A 22,664-nucleotide genomic window follows, 5' to 3' on the forward strand; every position below is an offset into this window, starting at 1 on the left:
GATCCATCTGCTCGTGATGTACACACTCAAGTACCAGGCTAGCGGTCCGATTAGTGCGATTGGCACACAGTGCGGACCTGGTGGTGAAGAGCTCGGTCACAGGATCGATCAGGAAGGTTTCCCACCAGGCAAACCTGACCCGTTCGGGTGTCGTTGACGATCACTGAATCCCGTAACATGCGCCGACTCTCCACCGGGGTTCCCAGTAGCTTTCCGGCCTGTTTGTCGTGCGCGAGTACTACAACGTTTCGGTGACAAGCAGTGTTCCCGCCTTGCGGGATGACCAGGTCCGTTGTGCGGGAACCGGTGACGCGGCGTGTCCGTGTTGGCCGGTTCGGTGAGCTACCGATCAGGGGGAGGCGCGGATCGGATCATGCGCTGCGTCACCGTCCGCCGCGGCCTCCTCGGCGAGGTGATCACCGGCCCGCCACAGCCGCGCGTAATGGCCGTCGAGCTCCATCAGTTCCGAGTGCGTGCCGTCCTCCACGATCCGGCCACCGTCGATCACCACGATCCGGTCCGCCCGGGCCGCCGTGCCCAACCGGTGCGCCACCACGAACGTGGTCCGGCGGGCGGCCACCCGATCACTCGCCGACACCACCAGTGATTCCGTGGCCGGATCCAGCGCCGCCGTCGCCTCGTCCAGCAACAGCAGATCCGGCCGGACCAACTCCGCGCGAGCCAACGCCACCAGCTGACGCTGCCCCGCCGACAGCTCCCGGCCGCGCTCGCCCACCTCCTGGCGGAAACCGCGCCGCAGCATCGTGATGCCCGGCAACGCGCCCACATCGCGTGCCGCCCGCTCCACATCGGCCTCCGTCGCAGACGGATCGCCATAAGAAATGTTCGACGCGACGTCCCCGGCGAACAGGTAGCCCTCCTGCGGCACCACCGCCAACCGGTGGTGATAGCCGGTGAGGTCGTAATCCCGCACGTCCACCCCGTCGACCAGCACCGCGCCGTCGGTGGCGTCGTAGAACCGGGCCAGCAGCTTCACCAGCGTCGACTTGCCCGCACCCGTCGACCCCACCAACGCCACCGTGGTGCCCGGATCGACCTTCAGCGTCACATCGCGCAACGCGGGCCGGTCCGTGCCCGGATAGCGAAACGACACCGCACGCAGTTCGACCTCACCGGCGAACCGGCCCGGAACCGGGAGCGGCTCCGCCGCCGCGGGCACCGACGTGGGGGTGCGCAGCAGATCACCGATGCGGCGCAACCCGACCCGAGCCTGCTGGTAAGCGTCGAACACGCCCGACAACTGCTGCACCGGGGAGAAGAACATGCCCAGGTACAGCAAGAACGCCACCAGCACACCGGCGGTCATCTCACCGGACGCCACCCGCGTCGCGCCCACACCCAGCACCACGGCCTGCGCCAGCTCCGAGAGCAACGCCGTGAACGGAAAGTACGTGGCGATGTAGAACTGCGCGCGCAGCCGCGACCGGCGGTACGCGTCGCTGCGCTGCGCGAACAACTTCGCCGAATGGCGCTCGCGGCGATGCGCCTGCGCCACCCGCAGCCCGGACAGGTTCTCCTGCAGATCCGCGTTCACCGTGCTGACCCGCTCCCGCGCCTCGGCGTACGCCGTCGACGACACCCGCCGGAAGATCACGGTGGCGATGATCAGCGGCGGCAGCACCGCCAGCGCCACCAACGCCAACGACAGGTTCGTGACCAGCAGCGCGACCGCGATCCCGACGATGGTGAACAGGCTCACCACTGCCGTGGCCAGCCCCGTCTGCAAGAACGAGGACAACGCGTCCACGTCGGTGGTCATCCGCGTCATGATCCGGCCCGCGAGCTCGCGTTCGTAGTAGTCCAGCCCGAGCCGCTGCAGGTGCGCGTAGCTGCGCACCCGCAGCAAGTACAGCAACGTCTCGCCGGTGCGGGCCGTCACCACCGTCTGCACCTTGATCACCAGCCAGCTGACCAGCACGATCACGCCGCCGACCGCGGTGACCAGCCACAACGTCCCGGTGTTGCCCGCGCCGACGCCGCCGTCCACGCCGTGGCGCACCAGCGACGGCAACGCGATCGACCCCAGCGCGTCCGCCGCGACCAGCAGCACCGTCAACGCCAGACCCCAGCGGATCGGCCGCAGCAACTTGGCCAGCCGGAACCCCGGATCCGGCGCCGTCGCATCCACCCCAGGAAGCCGAGGCTCACCCGTGGCGGCCGGAAGCCGGCTCAGCCCCTCCGCCAACTCCGGAGTGAGCGGAGTGGCGGTGCCCCCGCCGCCTCCGCGCGTGCCGCGCGTGCCGCCTGCGGGCACCACCGCACGCGGCTCCGGCTCCGACCGCTCCGACGGCCACAGCTCCGGTGTCGTCGAGGCGTCGGATTCGCTCGCATCGGGTCCACCGGCGCTGGCAGTGTCGATCGACTCGCCCGGCCCCGCCAGCAACGAGCGGAACAAGCCGCACCGCCGCTCCAGCTCCTCCCGCGTACCCACATCGACGACCCGGCCCGCATCGAGCACCGCGACCCGGTCCGCCAACGCCAGCGTCGACCGGCGATGCGCGATCAACAACGTCGTGCGCAGGGCCGTCACCGACCGCAACGTGTCATGAATGGCGGCCTCCGTGGCCGGATCCACCGCCGACGTCGCATCGTCGAGCACCAGGATCCGCGGATCCGACAGCAACGCCCGCGCCAACGCCACCCGCTGCCGCTGCCCGCCGGACAACGTCAACCCGCGCTCGCCGACCGTTGTCGCGTACCCGTCCGGCAACGCCGAGATGAACCCGTGCGCCTCCGCCGCCCGCGCCGCCGCGACCACCTCGGCCTCCGACGCGTCCGGCCGCCCGTAGGCGATGTTGCCGTGGATCGTGTCCGAGAACAGGAACGCCTCCTCGAACACCACCCCCACCGCCGAGCGCAACGACTCCAACCGCACATCGCGCACATCGAAATCCGCTTCGTCATCGGCAGGCCCGATCCGCACCGAGCCCTGCTGCACGTCGTAGAAGCGCGGCAACAGCAACGACACCGTCGACTTGCCGGAACCCGCCGGACCCACCAACGCCACCGTCTCGCCCGGCTCCACCCGCAACGACACGTCCCGCAACACCTGCTGATCACGGGTGTAGCCGAAACCCGCGCCGTCCAGCCGCACCTGCAGCGGGACCTCCGGCAGATCCACCGCACCCGGCCGGTCGCGCACATCCGGGCGGGAATCGATCAGGTCCGTGATCCGCTCCATGCCCGCGCGCGTCAACTGGCCCTGCACCAGCACGCTCGCCATCATCCGAGCCGGGCCGCCCAGCATCGCCACGTACGCGGCGAACGCCACGAAGGTGCCGAGCCCCACCTGCCCGTGCAACGCCATCCAGCCGCCGAGACCCAGCACCCCGACCTGCCCCGCCGCGGGCAGCACCGACAAGCTCGCCTGCGGGAACGACGTCATCCGCGCCGTGCGCAGCCGTTCCGCGAACAACCGCCGCGCCCCCGACTCCAGCCGGGCGACCTCACGCGACTCCTGCCCGAAGCCCTTCACCACCCGGACGCCGGCGACCGTCTCCTCGACGTGCTGCGCGATGTCCGCCGCCCGCTGCTGAGCCGACCACGTCGCCGGGAACAACCGTTTCTTGCTGCGCGCCGACACCATCCCGATCAACGGCACCACCACCAAGATGACCAGCGTCAACATCGGTGACAGCCACAGCATCGCGGCCAGCGCGAACACCATCAGCACCACCGTGCCCGCAGCCAGCGGCACCATCGACAGCAACGCGTTCACCAGCTGCAAGTCGCTGATCGCCCGCGAAGCCACCTGGCCCGTGCGCAGCGCGTCCTGCTTACCGCCGTCCAGCCGCTGCACCGAACCGAACACCGCGCGCCGCAGATCGTGCTGCACGTCCAACGCCAACCGGCCCGCCGAATAGCGCCGCACGAACGCCGCGCCGAACCGGAACAGCCCCAGTCCCGCCAACGCCGTTGCCAGCCACCACAGCCGGCTCGTGTCGCCCCCGACCGCGTCGTCCACCGCCGCCTTCGTGATCAGCGGGACCAACGCCTCCAACCCCACCGCCGCCACCGACGCCCCCATCGCCAGCAGCACCGCGACCGGATGCCGCCAGCAAGCGGCGGACAAACGACGGATCCAACCGGGCCTGAGACATTCGCTGTCGGAGTCGCTCACCAATCCAGCCTAGGTCCCACCCCCGACGCTCCGGGCAGCTCAGCGACGTGCACCACGCCGCCGTGCAGAAGCGAGCAAGGGAACCTTCCTGTCACCGGCGCGAGCAGGGGAACCTTCCTGTCACGCCGAGCCCGGAACGCCGCGGCGCGCTCAGCGTGAGGAAGGGAACCTTCCTGCCAACAGCGCGAGCAAGGGAACCTTCCTGTCACCCGGCATCCGAATCGGCTGCGCCACGCAGTGAGCTGAGGCCGACCGTCCCCACGGGTCCCGGACGCGAAGAAGGGAACCTTCCTGCCACCGGCGGCAGAAAGGTTCCCTTCCTCATCGAACGCCCCGCGGCGCCTCAGGTGATGTCGCGGCGGTTGCTGAAGTACCAGCCGCCGAGGATGAACAGCGCGGCGTATCCCGCGAAGGTCAGCAGGCTCAGCCACCACGGATGCGCGTAGGAACCGCCGAAAACGAAGTGCAGCACGTCGAAGAAGCCCTGCGGCACGAACTGCTCGTCGGCGCCGGTGGTGGCCGTGATGAAGATCGGCACGGCGAGGTTGCCGACGATCCCGCTGCCCGCCGCACCCGGCAGATAGGCGCTCACGCCCGACGCGTCGGAGCCGATCAGGAACAGATCGACGACGAACTCGAACACGAACTTGTACACCAGCAACACGATGATCACGATCACCGGATTGGCGACGACCGCGCCGAAACCGACACCGAGCAATGTCCACAGCACCATCGCCAGCAACCCGGCCGCGCACACGATGAACCAGTCGGCGCCGTCGCCGAACCCGTCGAGCCCGGCGCCGGCCAGGGCACCGAGGCTGGCGGAGATCACGTTGGCCAGTCCGTAGAGCAACCCGAGGTTCGTGTAGGCGATCAGCTTCGCGCCGAGCACCGCGCCTCGCGGATTACCGGTGAGATACGTCGTGGTGATGCTCTTGTTCCGGTATTCCCCCGCGAACGCCAGCGCCCCCAGCAGGCCTGCGAAGATCGTGCTGAAATTCGTCGACATCGACATGGTCAGCAGGCCCAGCGGCAGCGGCCGCCCGAGTTCCTGCTCGACCGAGGACATGTAGCCGAAACCGGTGCCCAGCCAGCTCGCGCCGAAGCTGAGCAGCACCACCGGGATGAGCAGCGCCCACCACAGGTTGGTCGTGAAGATCTTCCGGAACTCGGATTTGACCAGGCCGTCCATCAGGCTCCACCACCGAATCCGCCGTGCTGCTCGTACGGGTTGTGACCGCCGCCCGGCGGCCCCCAGCCACCTGAGCCGGGCGGTTGCGGCACGCCCGCGGACGAATAGGGGCCGCCGACGTACTGGCCGCTGGTGAGCTGGAAGAACAGCCGCTCCAGGTCGACCTGCTCCTCCTGCATCCCGTAGACCGCGACCCCGGCCTGCAAGGCCAGCTCGGCGACCGACCGCGAGTCGGAGCCGGTGACGGCGATCCGGCCGTCCGGGACGAGCTCCACGGCGAGTCCCGCGGCCTGCAAAGCGGTCACCAAGGTGTTGGCATCACCGGCCTGTACGAGCACCCGGCTGCGCTGCTGCGCGCGCAACTGGTCGAGGTCGCCGTTGTAGACGCACTGGCCGCGGCTGACGATCACCACGTGGTCGACGGTGTGCTCCATCTCGCGCAGCAGGTGACTGGAGACCAGCACCGTGCGCCCGGATGCCGCGAAGGACCTCAAGAAGCTGCGCAGCCACGCGATGCCTTCGGGGTCGAGCCCGTTGGCCGGTTCGTCGAGGATCAGCACTTGCGGATCACCGAGCAGCGCCGTCGCCAGCGCCAGCCGCTGCCGCATGCCCAGTGAGAAACCACCGGCTCCGCGATCGGCGGCATTGCTCAACCCGACGAGGTCCAACGCTTGGTCGACCTGCTGGTCGGGCACGTTCATCGCCGCCGAATAGCAGCGCAGGTGGTTGCGGGCGGTGCGCGACGGGTGGAAGCTCTGCGCCTCCAGCACCGCGCCCACCACCGTGGCGGGGTTGCGCAGGCGGTTGAACGGAACGCCGTTGACGGTGGCCGCCCCCGACGTCGGGTTCACCAGCCCCAGCACCATGCGCAACGTGGTCGTCTTACCGGATCCGTTCGGGCCGAGGAACCCGGTCACCACACCGGGATGAACGGCGAAGCTGAGATCTTGGACCGCGCTGACCGGCCCGAAGTTCTTGCTCAGGTTCTGCACCAGGATCCGGCCACTGCCGTCGTGCACACGCTCCTCCATCGTCGCTCGGCCCCGCCGGGGTGCCGTGAGCGCGAACGCGGACGATCACGCTCGGGCGCGGGGCGGTCCCATCCTGCCTGACCGGCCCACGTCGTTCGGGAGGAGTGCGGAAATCAGCCGCAGCCGTACTGCGGCCACGCGATCGGCCGTTCCGGCACCGGTGACCGGGGCGCCGGAGCGTGACCGGATTCCGGCGTCTCGTCGAGCTGGAGACGATGGTGGTGGCGGGCAGGGGCAGTGGAGTCGTCGCGGGCCGGTTGAGGAGTTCCCGGCCACTCGGATCGTCCCTCGCCATCGTGTTCGATGGCCGGGTCGATCGGTTCAGGCTCCGAGGGAGCCCCTCGGTCGCCGATGAGCCCGCGGTGCACCAGCAGCCATGATTCGCAGGGCCAACTCCGGCTGCGCACCCCACCGGAACAGGCCGGGCACTTCCCATCGGGGTCCGGGTGATGAGCGGTGAGCAGTGCCCGGAGCCCGTCGGTGAGGCGGTGCAGTTCGGACCTGGCGACCGGTAACAGTGCTTCGGTGCCGCCGTCGGTGGCCACCCGATCAAGTCGGGCCAGCCGATCCAGCACCGCCTCCCGCATCCTCGCGTCGTTCAACGGGTCTCCCCACGTCGTTCGGGCACAGCGCCGCGACCGGTGCGGGACGCGGGGTGCAGGCAGGCCCGCGTCGAGGACCGCCACCGATCTTCGCGACTTCGCGCATACCCATCGGCAGTTCGCCGGACGAGCTGCACCGAACTCACCTGGTCGAGTGGGCCGTCCAGGTCGAAGTGGGCCTGGGGTGGTCACGTTGCGCACGTCGGAAATCAGGCGTTCGTGTCTTATACTGGGATCCGGCAGCCTGCTCCCGGTGACCCCCAGACCGGTTGAGCGGGCTGCCCCTTACATCGTCCGGGCAGCATCCCCTCGACGGGTGAATTTTTGATCGTGGTGCGGCGCCTTTCCCGAATCGTGGGCGGCAGGCGCGTGGATCAGACCAGGACCGTGTCCGGACTCGTGCTCGGCAGCCCATGGGCTTGCGCCACCGCATCGCTCACCAGCAGGCCGCCGTGCGTGTTCAGCCCGGCCGCCAGCGACGCGTCGGAACGGCACGCGGCCCGCCAACCGCGATCGGCGATGCGCAGCACGTACGGCAGAGTCACATTCGTCAAGGCGTGCGTTGAAGTGTTCGGCACCGCGCCCGGCATGTTCGCCACGCAGTAGAACACCGATTCGCGCACCCGATACGTCGGATCGTCGTGCGTCGTGGGGCGTGAATCGGCGAAACACCCACCCTGATCGATCGCGATGTCCACCAGGACGCTGCCCGGTTTCAGCTGCGCCACCAACTCGTTCGACACCAGTTTCGGCGCCTTCGCACCGGGGATCAGGACCGCGCCGATCACCAGGTCCGCCGAGCGCACCGCCGACTCCACGGTGTATCCGTTCGACGCCACGGTGCGGATGGTGCCCCGGTAATCGCGGTCGATCTCCCGCAGCTTGTCGACGTTGGTGTCCAGCAGTTCCACCTCGGCGCCCATGCCCAGTGCGACGCGCGCAGCGTTCAGGCCCGCCACACCACCGCCGATGACCACCACGCGCGCAGGCGGCACTCCCGGAACACCGCCGGGCAGCACCCCGCGGCCGCCGTGCGGGCGCAGCAGCGCGTACGCGCCCACCTGCGGAGCCAGCCTGCCCGCCACCTCGCTCATCGGTGCCAGCAGCGGCAGCCCGCCGCTCGCGGTCTGCACCGTTTCGTACGCGAGTCCCGTGACCTCGGCGCGCAGCAACTCGTTCGTCAGCTCCGCGGAGGCCGCCAGGTGCAGATAGGTGAACAGGACCTGCCCGGGACGAAGGCGGGGGAATTCCTCCCGGGTCGGTTCCTTCACCTTCAGCACGAGCTCGCCCGCGGACCACGCCTCGTCGGCCGTCGCCACGATCGTCGCCCCGGCCGCGACGTAGTCCTCGTCTGGAATCGACGAACCTGCGCCCGCCTGCGCCTCCACGAACACTTCATGCCCGCGCGCCCGCAACTCGTGCACCCCGGCAGGCGTGCACGCCACTCGGTACTCGTGGTTCTTGATCTCCCGCGGAACCGCGACCCTCACCGGCTACCCCTCCCCGTCACCTGGAGCTCCACTGCATCGTCCGCCCAGAACCCGCTGCCCCGCACGCCTGCCGGTCATGCGAGGAAGGGAACCTTTCTGCCACCGGTGACAGGAAGGTTCCCTTCCTCGCACCGATCCGGCGCTCAGGCCGGGGGCCAGGTGAAGGTGGCGAGGGCGCCTGCGGGCAGCGCGTAGTCGAAGTTCCGGCCCTGCCAGGACACGGTGATCGGCCGCTCATCGCCGCCGGAGTTGAGCGCGATCAGCGCGGTGGAACCGTCCGGATTGCGGAACGCGACGTTGTGCACGCCCTCGAGCTCGTTCGACCCGATCCGGACCGCGCCGGGGCGCACGAACTTGCTGGCGTGCCCGAGCACGTAGTACTCGGCGTTGTAGCCGACCTCGCCGGTGTTGTTGTCGACGGTGGTCACGCCGGTGCAGTCGGAGCACGCGCCGTCCATCACCGGACCGTGATCCGCATCCAGTGCCACATTCCACAGCAGGACGCTCTTCGCCCAGTTGCGAGTGCCGCCGATGATCAGGTTGCTCGCCTGCCAGGTCAACGTGTCGCCGAAGGTGGCCGCCGGGTCGGAGGACTCGGTGCCGGAGCATTCGGTGAGGTGGATCTCGGCGTCCGGGTGCGCGTCGCGCACCGCGCTCTGCGCGTCGGGTGTGCCGCCGTAGCAGTGGAAGGCGGCGCCGTCCACGTACTTCGCGGCGTTGCCGTCGCCGAGCACGCGGTTCGGGTAGTCGGTGTCGTCCCAGTTGTGGTCGTAGGCCAAGACCTTCGTGTCCAGGCCCGCTTGTTCCAGCTTCGGTCCGAGGTCGTTGCCGATGAACGCGGCCTGGTCGTCCGGGGCCATCGGACTGCCGGGGTACGAAGGCGGATCGTTCAACGGTTCGTTCTGCGGCGTCAGCGAGTCGACGGGGACGCCGGCCTGCTCATAAGCCTGCACGAACCGGACGAGGTAGTCGGCGAAAACCTGGTAGTTCTGCGCCGGAAGTTCGCCGCCGACCATGGAACCGTTGGATTTCATCCACGCGGGCGCACTCCACGGACTCGCCACCACGTTCAATTCCGGTGCGGATTCCTTCGCTCGTCGAAGAAGCGGAAGAATGTCGGCCTCGTCGTGGGCGATCGAGAATTGAGAAAGATCGTAGTCGCTCTCACCTGCGGGCACGTCGTCATAGCTGTAGGTCGAACGCGCGAAATCCGAGGCGCCGACGACTTGCCGCAACGCGGTCAGGCCGATTCCGTTTTCCGCGTCGAACAGCCGGGACATGATCTCGTCGCGCCGCGGTGAGTTGTTCACCAGCCACGCCGAGGAGTCGGTCAGGGCGGCTCCGAACCCGTCGATGGCCTGATAGGTCGTCGCGGGATCCACGGTGATCGTCTGGTTCCCGCCGCCCGAGCCGAACTCCGCGTCGGGCTGGCGGGCGAGCTTGCTCTGGCCGTCCTTCGTGCTCAGCCAGATGCCGACCGCCGGTGCCGCCTGCGCGGGCGGGGCCAGCGCCACTCCGGTGCTGAGGATGATCGCCGAGAGCACCAGCGCAGCCGTCCTCCTGCCGCGAGGCATCAACGCCGTGGCGCGTGTCCTGTGATCCGACATGCGCTCAGGGTCGTCCAGCCGATCTCACCCGGGTAGCTCCATTCGGCGGCAACCCGCGCCCGGGTGATGCGAGGAAGGGAACCTTCCTGTCACCGGTGACAGGAAGGTTCCCTTCCTCGCGGTATCCGTGTGATCCGCAGCGGTGGGCATTGACACTGGCGGGTGCCCGTTTATCGTTGCTGGGCACGCCGACAAATGCATATGCCGCAGATCCCGGGCGGGAGAGACCCTGCATCGACAGGGCGCCGAAGGAGCAAACACTCCCTGCAAACTCTCAGGCACCCATGACCGTTCGGGCGAGGCGACTCTGGAAAGCGTGCGCTCCGGCGCCGCACCCACGGTGCAAACCGCGAACGCGGTGAAGCTCTCAGGTTCCGCAACAGAGGGGGAGGCCCACGAACCGGGCACACCTGTGCCCACGATGGTGAGGAGCCTCCATGTCCCTGCCCGAGCAGCTGCGCTACACCGAGGAACACGAGTGGATCGAAGACCGGGGTGACCTGGTCCGCATCGGCATCACGCCGTTCGCCGCCGAAGCGCTCGGCGACATCGTGTACGTGCAGCTCCCCGAGGTGGGCGAGCGGATCGAATCGGGTCAGTCCTGCGGCGAGCTGGAATCGACGAAATCGGTCAGCGATCTGTACGCGCCCGTGACCGGCGAGGTCGTGGCGACCAACGAGGCGGCCGCGGACGACCCGGCGGTGGTCAACACGGACCCGTTCGGCGCGGGATGGCTTCTCGAAGTGCGTGTGGAGCAGACCGGTGCTGTGCTCACGGCCCAGGAATACGCCCAGTTGACCGGTGGTGAGTAAGCCGGGCTGAGGGGGACGGAGCTGTGACGATCAGCGTCTTTGACCTCTTCTCAGTGGGCATCGGGCCGTCGAGTTCGCACACCGTCGGTCCGATGCGGGCGGCCGGGATGTTCACGGCACGGTTGCGCACCGACGGTCTGCTCGGTGAGGTCACCAGGGTGAAGGCCGAGTTGTTCGGTTCGCTCGGAGCGACGGGACACGGCCATGGCAGCCCGAAAGCGGTGCTGCTCGGGCTCGAAGGGCACGATCCGGAGACGGTGGACCCGGCGGCCGTCGAGCATCGGGCGGATGCGATCCGGGCCGGCGGCCGGTTGTTGCTGGCGGGTGAGCACGACGTCGGGTTCTCCGTCGACCGTGATCTCGTGATGCATCGGCGGAAATCGTTGCCGCTGCATCCGAACGGAATGAGGTTCACCGCTTTCGGTGCTTCCGGCGAGTTGCGTGCCGCGGTGTTCTATTCCGTCGGTGGCGGTTTTGTCGTGGACGATGACGCGACCGGGGCGGATCGGATCAAACCGGACGAGACCGTGGTTCGACACCCGTTCCGCACCGGTCAGGAATTGCTCGCGCGAGTGGCAGAGTCCGGATCGCGGATCAGCGATGTCATGTTCGAGAACGAACTGTCGTGGCGTTCCGCTGAAGAAATCCGTGCCCGGCTCTTGCATATCTGGGATGTGATGCGCGAATGCGTCGACAACGGGTGCGGCAATGATGGTGTGCTGCCCGGCGGTTTGAAGGTGAACCGGCGTGCCGCGGCACTGCGGGCGAGTTTGACCGAGCAGGACGACCCGATGGAGTGGCTCACCCTGTTCGCGCTCGCGGTCAACGAGGAGAACGCGGCGGGCGGCCGGGTGGTCACCGCGCCCACCAACGGTGCTGCGGGCATCGTTCCCGCGGTGCTGCACTACTACGTTCGTTTCGTCCCCGGAGCCGGTGCGGACGGCGTGGTCCGGTTCCTGCTGGCGGCAGGGGCGATCGGCGTGCTGTTCAAGGAGAACGCGTCGATTTCGGGTGCCGAGGTCGGATGCCAGGGCGAGGTCGGGTCGGCGTGCTCGATGGCCGCCGCGGGGCTCGCCGAGGCGCTCGGCGCGACACCGTGGCAGGTCGAGAACGCCGCCGAGATCGCGATGGAGCACAACCTCGGTCTCACCTGCGATCCCATCGGCGGCCTGGTGCAGATTCCGTGCATCGAGCGCAACGCGGTCGCCTCGGTGAAGGCCGTCACCGCCGCGCGGATGGCACTGCGTGGCAACGGCAGCCACATCGTCTCGCTCGACAAGGTGATCAAGACCATGCGGGACACCGGCCGTGACATGAAGGCCAAGTACAAGGAGACCGCCCGCGGCGGCCTCGCGGTCAACGTCATCGAGTGCTGATCCCGCCGGCCGAAGCGCCGGCCGAGTCCGCGCGGGTGAGGCGTGGAAGGGAACCTTCCTGTCATCTGCGCGAGGAAGGGAACCTTCCTGTCACGGTGCGCTCGGCTCGCGGTCGTCGTCGCGGCCCGTTGTGGTGAGCTGGTGGTCCGGGTGGCCGCGTGTGTCCGCAGGCGTGGCGTCGGCGGGTGTCGGCACCGGATGGCAGGAAGGCTCCCTTCCTCGCATTGAGTTGTGCACAACCAAGTTGCGCACAACTCAAATCACGGTTAGCGTTGATCTCGTGCAGGAGGCGGGATGAGTTCGGACTCGGTGCTGTCGCTGGATCGGCAGGTGTGCTTCGCGCTCTACAGCGCGTCGCGCTCGTTCACCAACCTGTATCGGCCGTTCCTCGACGAGCTGGGGCTGACCTACCCGCAGTACCTCGTGATGTTGGTGCTCTGGGAACGCGATGCGCTGGCGGTCAAGGACCTCGGGGTGACGCTTCGGCTCGACTCCGGAACGTTGTCGCCGTTGTTGAAGCGGCTCGAAGCAGGTGGCCTGGTGGCGCGGCGGCGCAGCGCTCGGGACGAGCGGTCCGTGGAGGTCGGTCTGACCGACGCGGGCCGTGAACTGGAGCAACCGGCGTCGGCCATTCCGCAGCGGCTCCTCGCCGCGAGCGGCATGCGGCTCGACGAAGTGCTGGACCTGCGTTCGACGCTCGAACGGCTCACGGCGAACGTGGACGAGGCGGCGGAGCGAGCTCGAACCGCGGTGGCGGCGGGCATTCCCATCACCGACGAACTCCTGCGCGGGACCACGACACAAGGAGATTGAGATGGCAGCGCTGTACACGGCCGAGGCGACCGCGACCGGCGAGGGCAGGGGCGGTCGTACCCGGTCATCCGATGGTGTGCTCGATCTGGACCTCGCGGTGCCCCGCGAAATGGGCGGCCCCGGCGGGGACTCGACGAACCCGGAGCAATTGTTCGCCGCCGGCTATGCCGCGTGCTTCCACAGCGCACTGCAGCTGGTGGCACGCAAGGCCAAGGCCGACATCGCCGACTCCTCGGTGACCGCCCAGGTCGGGATCGGCAGCAACGGCTCGGGTGGATACGGCCTGAACATCACCCTGTCGGTCAGCCTGCCCGGCATCGACCGCGAACAGGCGCAGCAGCTGACCGAGCAGGCCGACTCGGTGTGCCCGTACTCGAACGCCGTCCGCGGCAACGTGCAGATCGACCTCGAGGTGGCCTGATCGCCTCGGCCGTCCCGCGCCAGGCTGTCGCGGCTTGGCGCGGGAGGTCACATCAGCAGCACGTAGACCGTTCCGACAACCCCGGCCAGCACCGCCGATGCGGTGAACGAAGCGTGCAGCACGCCGTCGGGCAACGGATCATCGGCGCGCAACCGGCGCTCGGCCTGACGATGCCTGCTCCAGGACAGCACGGTGATCGCCACCGCGAGCGGAATCGTCACAGCGGCGCACACCGCCGCGGCGACGGCGCTGCGGTGCACCAGCAACCGCAGCAACACCATCAAACCCACGACGAACGTCAGTCCGGTGCGCAACCAGGCGAGCGTCGTCCGTTCGATCTGCAGGCCGGGATCCCACGGCCCGTGGCGCTCGTCCGGCACCTCAGAACCCACTGATCAGCAGCAGGACCAGTGCGGCCAGGCCGATCACGCCCAGTCCGAAACCGAGGATCGGCGCCAGCTTCGGGGGTGGCAGCGGGGAGTTCGTGCGCAGTGCCCGTTCCATGGTCATCCATCGGCCGAAAGCCGCGATGCTGCACACGACTCCCGCCAGCAGCAGCAGCACGGCCAGCGAGGTGCGCAGCGGATCCGGGCCGGTTCCGGCCGCGGCGTTCAGGGCCTCAACGCCGACCCCCGCGGCCATCAGCGCCAGCGCGGTCCGGATCCAAGCCAGGAACGTTCGCTCGTTGGCGAGGGTGAAACGAGGATCCGGTTCGTTGCCGACGCCGTAAATCCGGTGCGGCCAGCGTTTACAGGCGGGGTCGTCGTTCTCGGAAGCCATGCGGCCACCGTAATGCGACCAGCGCGATGAATCCTCAGTAGAGGGCGCGCTTCACACCTGGAACCGGCCCCCGCTGCGCGAGGGCCGGTCGCCGTTGGTGCGGGTCAGAAGTCGAACACGGTCCCCAGCTTCGAAGTCGCGACGCAGCTGTTGCCGAACTCCTTGTCGAAGTGCAGCGGCTTGCCCTGCCACGTGCCGTGCGCGCTGGCGATCACCGGCCGCAGCACCAGTGGACAGGGCGCACTGGTGTGGGGCTGGCCGACCTGATCGAAGTTGCCGTCGGCCGCGAGCAGGCTTTCGCAGGCCTCGGCGGCTCTCGGGTGCGTGCCGCCCGTCGGCTCGCATCGCAGTTGCACGGTGCGCGGTGCTTCGGCGCGGTCCTTGCTCGCGATCGTGAGCGTCAGGTGGCTCGTGGTCGCGGTGGCGTTCGCCATCGCCGGGGTGAGCAGGACAGCGGCCATCGCCGCGAGTAGAAAGCCACGGAAGAACCGGGTGCCGACCATGTCGGTGCGCCTCCAAGAGGTTGAGGGAAGACTCCGCACAGATTTATCGGCAGCGACCGGCTGATTTCCGCATCGGAAACCGAAGATCACCAGATCGTGGTTCAGGGTGGTGGATCGCGGTGACCCTCGGGTGATCTTTTTGTGGGTATCCAGCCGGTGTTGGTCACCCCAAAGTGAGCGGGGCGCTCGAGTGTTGCCGCCTCGCCGAGGGAGGCGAAGCCGGGCCTGTCAGGGCGGTGGATGACAGGAAGGTTCCCTTCCTCGCGCCGGTGACAGGAAGGTTCCCTTCCTCGCATTGAGGCGTGAGCGAGCGCGCTGTGGGCGTTGGTGATGACAGGAAGGTTCCCTTCCTCGCCTCCGTGGCAGAAAGGTTCCCTTCCTCGCGGTGTTCGCCGCGGGTCAGTCGTAGAGGGAATCGAGGGTGTCGGCGTACTTGTCGTGGATGACGCGGCGGCGCAACTTCAGCGCCGGGCTGAGTTCGCCGCCTTCCGCGCCCCATTGGCGGTCGAGCAGCCGGTGGGCGAGGACCTGGCCGGACGAGCCGAGCACGGCGTTGGCCGCTTCCACCGCCCGGCCCACTTCGCCCACGACGTCGGGGTGCCGTGCGAGCTCGGACAGTCCGGTCTCGGAGATCCCGTGCGCCCGCGCCCATTCGGGTGCGGTGTCCTCGTCCAGCACGAGCAGCGCGACGACGTGCGGGCGCCCTTCGCCGAAAGCGAGCGCGTGGCCGATCAGCGGGTGCGTTCGCAGGGCGTTCTCGACGACGCTGGGAGCGACGCTCTCGCCGCGGGAGCTGACGATGAGCTCGCTCTTGCGGTCGGTGATGGTGAGGTATCCGTGCTCGACGCTGCCGACATCCCCCGTGCGCAGCCAGCCGCCGGCATCGGTGGCCACCCGGATCAGGCCGTCCCCCTGAAGGTGTCCCGCGCAGACGAGGGGTCCGCGGATCAGCACTTCGCCGTCCTCATCGGTGCGGATGTCGACTCCGGGCAGCGCCTTGCCGACGGTGCCGAAGCGGACGGCGCCGGGCCGGTTGGTGCAGGCCCAGCCGCTAGTCTCGGTCGATTCCCAGGTTTCGAAGATCTGGAAGTCGAGTTCCGCGAACAGGTCGAGGACGTCGCGGCTGATCGGGGCCGCTCCGCTCGCGCCCCACACGGTCCCGTCCAATCCCAGTCCACTGAGGACCTCGTGCCTTTCCGCCGCGTTGTGCGGAGTGGGGAGCGCGCGTGCGACGTCGGCGAGCTTTTCCCACATCCTCGGCACCCCGAAGAACGTGTGCGGCCGGACCACGGGCAGTTGCCGGATCGCTTGGGCGATGCCGTTGCAGAAGTGCACGTGGGTGACGTCGTGGATGGCGCTGTAGAGGTTGCCCGCGCGTTCGGAGATGTGCGCCATCGGCAGGTAGCAGAGGGTGTTGGTGTGCGGCGGGACGCCGGTGACCCGTTGCCGGGCCGAGGCGGCGGCGAGCACGTTGCGGTGGGTGAGAACCACGGCGCGTTGCACACCGATCGCGTCGGGGGAGTAGAGCACGGTGGCGGGGGCGTCGGGCGTGACGTTCGCGGTGTGGCGGTCCACGATCGACGGGTCGCGCTGCAGGTGCCGTTCGCCGCGTGCGCGCAGCGCCTGCCAGGTGAGGAAGCGGTCGTCCTCTTCGGGGGCGGCGTTGTGGTCGACGACGATGACGTGGCTGAGCGCGTCCGGTTCGCGCAGTGCCGCCGACCAGCGGCGCACGTGGTGGGCGTTGCTCAGGACGGCGATGTGCGCACGGCTGTGCCGGGTGACGTCGCGTACTTCGCCGGAGTTCAGCGCCGGATGCACGGGGATCGGCACCGCTCCGAGGCAGGTGACGGCCACGTCGGCCAGCCACTGCTCAGCGCTGTTGGACATCATCAGCACCACGGTCTGGCCGGACTGCAGGCCGAGGTCGGCGAATCCGGCAGCGAGGTCGTGCACGGCTTCGGCGGCTTCAGCCCACGTCCAGGTGCGGTCGTCGGCGGTCAGCGCCGGGCGGTCGCCGTGTTCGGTGGCGTTGCGGGTGAACAGGTGCGGAATGGTCGCGGTCGGCGCCTGCACCGCAGTCTCCGCGGGTGTGCTCATGTGGCTCCTCCACTCACGAGGTGGCCACCTTCGTGACATGAGTCACGGTGACCTCGCCGATGAAACCGCACTCAGGGCCGGCTTGGCCAGTAGGCGGATGGGTGCGGTGCGGCCGTTCCCGGTTCGCCCTGGGTTCGCCGGGTGCGGCGTTGCCGGTGGCGGGTTCGGCCGTCAGTGGAACCGTTTCGCTCGTTCGGGTCGTGCCGCACTTGCTTCGAGTGACGACCGCCCTCAGGTCGGATGCGTCCGGGCTGCTGGCCGTTCACGTCCGGTTGGATCTCACGGCGATGACAGGAAGGTTCCCTTGCTCGCGCTGGTGACAGGAAGGTGCCCTTGCTCGCTTGGGCGCGCGAGGTGACCGAGAGGCGACCTTGCTCGCGCTGCCGACAGGAAGGTTCCCTTGCTCGCGCCGTTCAGACGTGGTCGCGGATGACGTCGTTGACGGCGTTCTGGAATCCGTTGACGAGCACCTGGATGGTCAGCGGGCGCAGCTGGTCGGTGGCGAGGCGGACGCGTTCCCGCTCGTCGTTGGGGCGGCCGCGTTCGAGGTAGGGGCGCAGCACGTTGGCGGCGAACAGTTCGCGGAGTTCGACGGCGATCTGCGTGGTGTGCTGCTCGACGATTCCTTTGGCCTGCAACAGCATGTCCAGCGGCAGGCCGAGGTCCAGTATTTGCAGGCCGACGCCGAGCATGGCGGTGTTGGGCAGCCGTACCCGGCTGAGTTCCTCGTCGAGGCCGTGCAGGATGCCGAGCGCGACGAGCTGCTCGACCAGTTCGTCGTCGAGCTGGCGGCCGGCGCGCTGGCTCAGTTCGTGCCGGGTGAGGTCTTCGCTCTGGTCGCTGGTCCACGGCGCGAGCAGGGCGCGTTGCAGCGCGAGATCCTCGGGGTGGCGTCGTCGGGAATCCGCTCCAGGTGGCGTTCGATGGCGGAGAGGGTGAACCCGAGCGCTTGCAATTCCCGGATGAGGTCGAGCCGCGCGAGGTGATCACCGCCGTAGAGGCCGAGTCGGCCGCGCAGCCGGGGCGGGGGAAGCAGGCCTCGGGACGCGTAGAAGCGAACGGTGCGCACGGTGACGCCGGCGCGGGCGGCCAATTCGTCGATGGTGAGCTCTTCGTCCGCGGTTCGGAGCATGGTCGGGAATCTTACTCCTTGACCGCTGTGACACCAACGATGTAACACTAATTGCGTCGCGACACGGTGTCGTGCGTGGCGTGCAGCCGCTGGCGGAGAGGTGCAGGCGTGACGGCAGAAGGCAACGGCGGCCCGTTGGCGGGCGTGCGGGTGGTGGAGCTGGCGGGCATCGGCCCGGCTCCGTTCTGCGGGATGCTGCTGGCGGATCTGGGCGCGGACGTCGTGCGCGTGGGTCGTCCCGGCGGCGGCCCGAACAAGCACGACCTGCTCGATCGCGGCAAGCGCGCGGTGTCGGTGAACCTCAAGCACGAGCGCGGCCCGGAAACGGTGCTGGCGTTGGTGGAGCAGGCCGACGTGCTGATCGAGGGTTTCCGGCCGGGTGTCGCCGAACGCCTCGGGGTGGGGCCGGAGCAGTGCTGGGAGGTCAACCCGAAGCTCGTGTTCGGCCGGATGACCGGCTGGGGTCAGGACGGCCCGCTGGCCTCGACGGCGGGACACGACGTCGGCTACATCGCGTTGAGCGGCATGCTGCACGCCATCGGCCGCAAGGGCGGGCCGCCGCAGGTTCCGGCGAACCTGCTGGGAGATTTCGGCGGCGGTGCGATGTACCTGGCCGTCGGCGTGCTGGCCGCGGTGCTGCAGGCGCGCACCAGCGGACAGGGCCAAGTCGTCGATGCATCCATTGTGGACGGTGCTGCGCATTTGGGGTCGATGCTGTTCGGCTTCGCCGCATCGGGAGCGTGGAGCACCGAGCGCGGCACGAACATGCTCGACACCGGCGCCCCGTACTACGACGTGTACGAGACCTCCGACGGCGAATACATGGCGGTCGGCGCTCTGGAACCGCAGTTCTACGCGGAACTGCTGGCTCGCCTCGACCTGACCGGCGAGGCCCCGGACCGCGACGACCCGGCGAATTGGCCTGCCCTGCGCGAACGGCTCGCCGAAGTCTTCGCGCAGCGCACCCGCGCGGAGTGGACCGAGGTTTTCGACGGCTCCGACGCCTGCGTCGCGCCGGTGCTGTCGATGACCGAAGCTCAAGACCACCCGCACATCCGCGCCCGCGGCACGTTGCCGAGCCCGGACGGCGTGCTGCAACCGGCGCCCGCCCCGCGCTTCTCCCACACCCCGAGTTCGCCGCCGCGCCCGGTGCCGGTGCCGGACGCCGCGGTGCTGACGGACTGGCAGGTGTCCACCGCTGCCGACCTGCTCGCTTCCGGCGCGATTCACGAGGTATGAGGGACCTCGGATTGGTCCGCACAGCGGAATCTCGGCTGCCTGCCTGCTGCGGGATCTCCGCCACGAGGAACATCGCCGCCTCAGCGCGAAGGCGGCCGAGACCCCGCGGGTGGCCGCGCTGCTCAGGTGGTCACCGCTCATCGGCTTCGTCGCCGGCAAGACAACGACACAAGACGCTCTGCACGGGCTGTTGAAGGGAAGCGTGAACACGAGATGCGCAGGGAACTGTTCGAGGCGGAGCACGAGGCGTTCCGCGAGACCGCCAAGACGTTCATCGCGAAAGAGCTGCTGCCCCACCAGGAAGAGTGGGAGGCGGCGGGCGTGGTCAGCCGCGAAGCGTGGACGGCCGCCGGGAAGCAGGGCCTGCTGGGCATGGCCGTCGACGAGGAGTACGGCGGTGGCGGCGTCGACGACTTCCGGTTCAACGTCGTGCTCGACGAGGAGCTGGTCAACGCCGGGATCAACGGGTTCGGCTCGCCGGTGCACACCGACATCAACCTCCCGTACCTGACGAGGCTGGGCACCGAGGCGCAGAAGCAGCGGTGGCTGCCCGGTTTCTGCTCCGGTGAGACGATCACCGCGATCGCCATGACCGAACCCGGCGCCGGTAGCGACCTGCAGGGCATGCGCACCACCGCCGTCCGCGACGGCGACCACTACGTGCTCAACGGGCAGAAGACGTTCATCTCCAACGGCATCAACGCCGACCTGGTGATCGTCGCGGCCCGCACCGACCCCGACGCGGGCGCGCAGGGCATCAGCCTGCTCGTGGTGGAACGGGGCATGGAGGGCTTCGAGCGCGGGCGCAACCTGGACAAGATCGGCCAGAAGTCGCAGGACACCGCGGAGCTGTACTTCAACGACGTGCGGGTGCCCGCGAGCAACCTGCTCGGCGAAGAGGGCCAGGGCTTCATCTACCTGATGCAGAACCTGCCGCAGGAACGGCTGTCGATCGCCGTGGCCGCGGTCGCCAGCGCCGAGAAGGTCCTGGAGATCACCAAGCAGTACTGCCGGGACCGCACCGCGTTCGGCCGCCCCATCGGCAAGTTCCAGAACACCCGGTTCGAGCTGGCGGAAATGGCCACCGAGGTGCAGATCGGCCGCGTGTTCACCGACCGTTGCGTCGCCGACCACGTCCGCGGTGAACTGAGCGTGGAACACGCCGCCATGGCCAAGTGGTGGCTCACCGAGATGAACAAGCGGGTCGTGGACCGCTGCCTGCAGCTGCACGGCGGCTACGGCTACATGATGGAGTACCCGGTCGCGAAGGCCTTCCTGGACTCGCGGGTGCAGACGATCTACGGCGGCACCACCGAGATCATGAAGGAGATCGTGGGGCGCTCGCTGGGAATCTGACGTCACGAAAGGTGCGGCATGGACTGGATGGTCACTCCCGACGGGGAACGCGCGCTGTCCGATGTCCTGCCGTCGGCGCTGGCCGCCATGGGCATCGCGGGATTCACCGACACGCTCCGGATCCCGCGATGCCGTTCGGCGGCGGTGCTGCTCATCGACGGCCTCGGCTGGTCCTTGTTGGACGAGCACGCCGCCGACGCGCCGTTCCTGACCTCACTGGCCACCCGCGAGCCGCTGCTGGCCGGGTTCCCGACGACGACGGCCACCAGCATCACCTCGCTCGGAACCGGACTGGCCGCCGGTGCGCACGGCATCGTCGGCTACACCTTCGCCGAACCGTCCGGTGGCCTGCTGCACCCGTTGGCCTGGTCCGCCCATGGCAGCCGGCACCGGCCCACGTTGCTCGAGCAGTGGCCGCCGGAGACCGCGCAGCCCACGCCGACGGTGCTGCAACGCGCCGCCGACGCGGGAGTGCAGGTGCGCTCGGTGGCGCCCAAGGAGTTCGGCGGTACCGGGCTGACCAGGGCGGCGCTGCGCGGCGGCGAATTCCGCGGCGTGCACGCGCTCGGCGACCTCGGCGCGGAAGTGCTCGCCGCACTGGCCGAACCCGGTCCCGCGCTGTGCTACGCCTACCACGGTCACCTCGACTTCGTCGGGCACGGACACGGGCCGGGCTCGCTGCCGTGGCGGCTCCAGCTCGCCCAGGTGGACCGGCTGGTGGCCTCGATCGCGCAGCGGCTGCCCGGCGGCGCCCAGCTGCTCGTGGTCGCCGACCACGGCATGGTCACCGTCGATCCGGCCGACACCATCGACGCCGACACCGAACCCGCGTTGAGCGCCGGTGTCCGATTGCTCGGCGGCGACGCCCGAGCCCGCCACATCTACTCCGAACCCGGTGCGCGCGACGACGTCGTCCAGGCATGGCAGGCGATCCTGGGGGAACGCGGCGCCGTGATCACGGGCGAACAGGCCATCGACGAGGGCTGGTTCGGCCCGGTCGTGGCCGACTCGGTGCGCCCGCGCATCGGCGACGTGCTGGCGGTGCTGCGCGAGTCGGCGGTGACCCGGTCCGTGGTGGAACCGGGGGAGTCCGCGCTGCGCGGGCACCACGGTTCGCTCACCGCGGCCGAACAATTCGTTCCCTTGCTCGTGGCGCAAGGGTGATCGCGGTGGTGTGACGGCGACGGAGGTCGATGATGACCGGCGAGGACACGTTCAACACCCCGGATCGAGGCTATTTCGGTCCGGACACGGTGACATGGCACCTGCACGGCGACCCGTCCATGTGGGCGGCCGGAATCTGCAGCCTCTACCTGCAGGCGCTGCATCCGCGGGCGGTCGCGGGCGTCGTGCAGAACTCCGACTTCCAGCACGATCCGCTCGGCAGGCTGCGCCGCACCAGCGCCTTCGTCGGTCTCGCCACCTACGGCGGCCGCGCCGAAGTGGACCGGGCCGCGGCCGGGGTGCGGCACGTGCACTCGATCCTCACCGCCACCGATCACCGCGACGGAACGCCGATCCGGCTCGACGATCCGGAACTGCTGCGGTGGGTGCACTGCGCTGAGGTCGCCTCGTTCGCCGCCGTGGTGCGGCGTGCCGGCTTCCCGCTCACCGATCCGCTGCTGGACCGGTACTTCGACGAGCAGCGCCGGTCCGCCGCACTCGTCGGGCTGGACCCGGCGACCGTGCCCGGCTCCCGGCGGGAGATGGCGGCGTACTTCGCCGGGATGCGCCCGCGGCTCGCGCGGACCGCGGACGCCGAGGTGATCTACCGCTTCCTGCACCGGCCGTTCCCCGAGTGGTGGCGGGCCGGGGTGAACCTGACCTACCTGCCGATCGGGCATCTCGCCTACTCGCTGCTTCCCGGTTGGGCGCGGCGGATCTACGGCCGGTCGGCGTTCCCGCGCGCCGCCGTGACGGCGGGACTGCGGGCGGCTCGTGCCACGGGACTCGCGGTGCCGGGCGCGATCCGCTGGCGCTTCCCCGCCGATCACGTGCTGCGCGCCGTGGAGCGGCTCGGCGAACCCGTGTACCCGTCCGCCGCGGCGCTCGCCGCACGCACCGCGTAGTCC

General features: G+C 69.2%; 20 protein-coding genes and 1 riboswitch. Of the genes, 8 read left to right on the forward strand and 12 right to left on the reverse strand.

What is annotated here, in order from left to right; all coding sequences use genetic code 11:
* Positions 1-349: 349 nt before the first annotated feature.
* The 6 genes from H2Q94_RS04435 to H2Q94_RS04460 form a co-directional block, all read right to left on the reverse strand.
* Positions 350-4,048: an ABC transporter ATP-binding protein gene (locus tag H2Q94_RS04435; RefSeq protein WP_309501165.1), complete on the reverse strand. Its 3,699-nt coding sequence runs from the start codon at positions 4,046-4,048 to the stop codon at positions 350-352.
* Positions 4,049-4,484: 436 nt separating this feature from the next.
* Positions 4,485-5,333 carry an ABC-2 transporter permease gene (locus tag H2Q94_RS04440; protein ID WP_243792290.1) on the reverse strand — a complete coding sequence of 283 codons (849 nt, stop codon included), beginning with the start codon at positions 5,331-5,333 and terminating at the stop codon, positions 4,485-4,487.
* Positions 5,333-6,352: an ABC transporter ATP-binding protein gene (locus H2Q94_RS04445; RefSeq protein WP_243792293.1), complete on the reverse strand. Its 1,020-nt coding sequence runs from the start codon at positions 6,350-6,352 to the stop codon at positions 5,333-5,335. The genes H2Q94_RS04440 and H2Q94_RS04445 overlap by 1 nt, the downstream gene beginning before the upstream one ends.
* Positions 6,353-6,477: 125 nt before the next feature.
* Positions 6,478-6,966 carry a hypothetical protein gene (locus H2Q94_RS04450; protein ID WP_243792295.1) on the reverse strand — a complete coding sequence of 163 codons (489 nt, stop codon included), beginning with the start codon at positions 6,964-6,966 and terminating at the stop codon, positions 6,478-6,480.
* A 374-nt stretch (positions 6,967-7,340) separates the two neighbouring features.
* Entirely contained in the window at positions 7,341-8,456 is a 1,116-nt protein-coding gene (ald, locus tag H2Q94_RS04455) for an alanine dehydrogenase (RefSeq protein ID WP_243792297.1), read from the reverse strand.
* A 143-nt stretch (positions 8,457-8,599) separates the two neighbouring features.
* Complete coding sequence (locus H2Q94_RS04460) at positions 8,600-10,063, reverse strand: glycoside hydrolase family 30 protein (RefSeq protein WP_243792300.1); 1,464 nt, start codon at positions 10,061-10,063, stop codon at positions 8,600-8,602.
* A gap of 208 nt (positions 10,064-10,271) precedes the next feature.
* Positions 10,272-10,364, forward strand: a riboswitch (glycine riboswitch).
* A gap of 136 nt (positions 10,365-10,500) precedes the next feature.
* On the opposite strand from H2Q94_RS04460, the gene gcvH reads away from it, so the two are divergent.
* The 4 genes from gcvH (at position 10,501) to H2Q94_RS04480 (ending at position 13,485) form a co-directional block, all read left to right on the forward strand.
* Positions 10,501-10,875: a glycine cleavage system protein GcvH gene (gene gcvH / locus H2Q94_RS04465; RefSeq protein ID WP_243792302.1), complete on the forward strand. Its 375-nt coding sequence runs from the start codon at positions 10,501-10,503 to the stop codon at positions 10,873-10,875.
* 23 nt (positions 10,876-10,898) lie between these two features.
* Positions 10,899-12,251: an L-serine ammonia-lyase gene (locus H2Q94_RS04470; protein WP_243792304.1), complete on the forward strand. Its 1,353-nt coding sequence runs from the start codon at positions 10,899-10,901 to the stop codon at positions 12,249-12,251.
* A 294-nt stretch (positions 12,252-12,545) separates the two neighbouring features.
* Positions 12,546-13,064 (forward strand): MarR family winged helix-turn-helix transcriptional regulator, encoded by a 519-nt coding sequence (locus H2Q94_RS04475; protein WP_243792306.1) that lies wholly within the window; start codon positions 12,546-12,548, stop codon positions 13,062-13,064.
* Position 13,065: 1 nt separating this feature from the next.
* Entirely contained in the window at positions 13,066-13,485 is a 420-nt protein-coding gene (locus tag H2Q94_RS04480) for an organic hydroperoxide resistance protein (protein ID WP_243792308.1), read from the forward strand.
* A 47-nt stretch (positions 13,486-13,532) separates the two neighbouring features.
* Here H2Q94_RS04480 and H2Q94_RS04485 read toward each other — a convergent pair whose 3' ends face one another.
* The 6 genes from H2Q94_RS04485 to H2Q94_RS04510 form a co-directional block, all read right to left on the reverse strand.
* On the reverse strand, positions 13,533-13,877 hold the full coding sequence (locus tag H2Q94_RS04485; protein WP_243792310.1) for a YidH family protein: 345 nt from the start codon (positions 13,875-13,877) through the stop codon (positions 13,533-13,535).
* Complete coding sequence (locus tag H2Q94_RS04490; RefSeq protein WP_243792312.1) at positions 13,867-14,265, reverse strand: YidH family protein; 399 nt, start codon at positions 14,263-14,265, stop codon at positions 13,867-13,869. Before H2Q94_RS04490 ends, H2Q94_RS04485 begins: the two co-directional genes overlap by 11 nt.
* Positions 14,266-14,369: 104 nt before the next feature.
* Entirely contained in the window at positions 14,370-14,726 is a 357-nt protein-coding gene (locus H2Q94_RS04495; RefSeq protein ID WP_243792315.1) for an SSI family serine proteinase inhibitor, read from the reverse strand.
* 441 nt (positions 14,727-15,167) lie between these two features.
* On the reverse strand, positions 15,168-16,865 hold the full coding sequence (locus H2Q94_RS04500) for an AMP-dependent synthetase/ligase (RefSeq protein ID WP_243792317.1): 1,698 nt from the start codon (positions 16,863-16,865) through the stop codon (positions 15,168-15,170).
* A gap of 413 nt (positions 16,866-17,278) precedes the next feature.
* On the reverse strand, positions 17,279-17,557 hold the full coding sequence (locus tag H2Q94_RS04505) for a hypothetical protein (protein ID WP_243792319.1): 279 nt from the start codon (positions 17,555-17,557) through the stop codon (positions 17,279-17,281).
* A 113-nt stretch (positions 17,558-17,670) separates the two neighbouring features.
* Positions 17,671-17,997, reverse strand: a complete 327-nt coding sequence (locus H2Q94_RS04510) for a MerR family transcriptional regulator (protein ID WP_243792321.1) — start codon at positions 17,995-17,997, stop codon at positions 17,671-17,673.
* Positions 17,998-18,105: 108 nt separating this feature from the next.
* On the opposite strand from H2Q94_RS04510, the gene H2Q94_RS04515 reads away from it, so the two are divergent.
* From H2Q94_RS04515 to H2Q94_RS04530, 4 genes are all read left to right on the forward strand, one after another.
* A complete protein-coding gene (locus H2Q94_RS04515) occupies positions 18,106-19,236 on the forward strand; it encodes a CaiB/BaiF CoA transferase family protein (RefSeq protein ID WP_243792323.1) in 1,131 nt (376 codons plus the stop codon).
* Positions 19,237-19,449: 213 nt separating this feature from the next.
* Positions 19,450-20,592 (forward strand): acyl-CoA dehydrogenase family protein, encoded by a 1,143-nt coding sequence (locus H2Q94_RS04520; RefSeq protein ID WP_243792326.1) that lies wholly within the window; start codon positions 19,450-19,452, stop codon positions 20,590-20,592.
* Positions 20,593-20,610: 18 nt separating this feature from the next.
* Complete coding sequence (locus tag H2Q94_RS04525; RefSeq protein WP_243792329.1) at positions 20,611-21,756, forward strand: alkaline phosphatase family protein; 1,146 nt, start codon at positions 20,611-20,613, stop codon at positions 21,754-21,756.
* A 29-nt stretch (positions 21,757-21,785) separates the two neighbouring features.
* Positions 21,786-22,661 carry an oxygenase MpaB family protein gene (locus H2Q94_RS04530; RefSeq protein WP_243792331.1) on the forward strand — a complete coding sequence of 292 codons (876 nt, stop codon included), beginning with the start codon at positions 21,786-21,788 and terminating at the stop codon, positions 22,659-22,661.
* Positions 22,662-22,664 lie beyond the last annotated feature (3 nt).

The sequence above is a fragment of the Saccharopolyspora gloriosae genome (assembly GCF_022828475.1).
GTDB classification, from domain to species: domain Bacteria; phylum Actinomycetota; class Actinomycetes; order Mycobacteriales; family Pseudonocardiaceae; genus Saccharopolyspora_C; species Saccharopolyspora_C gloriosae_A.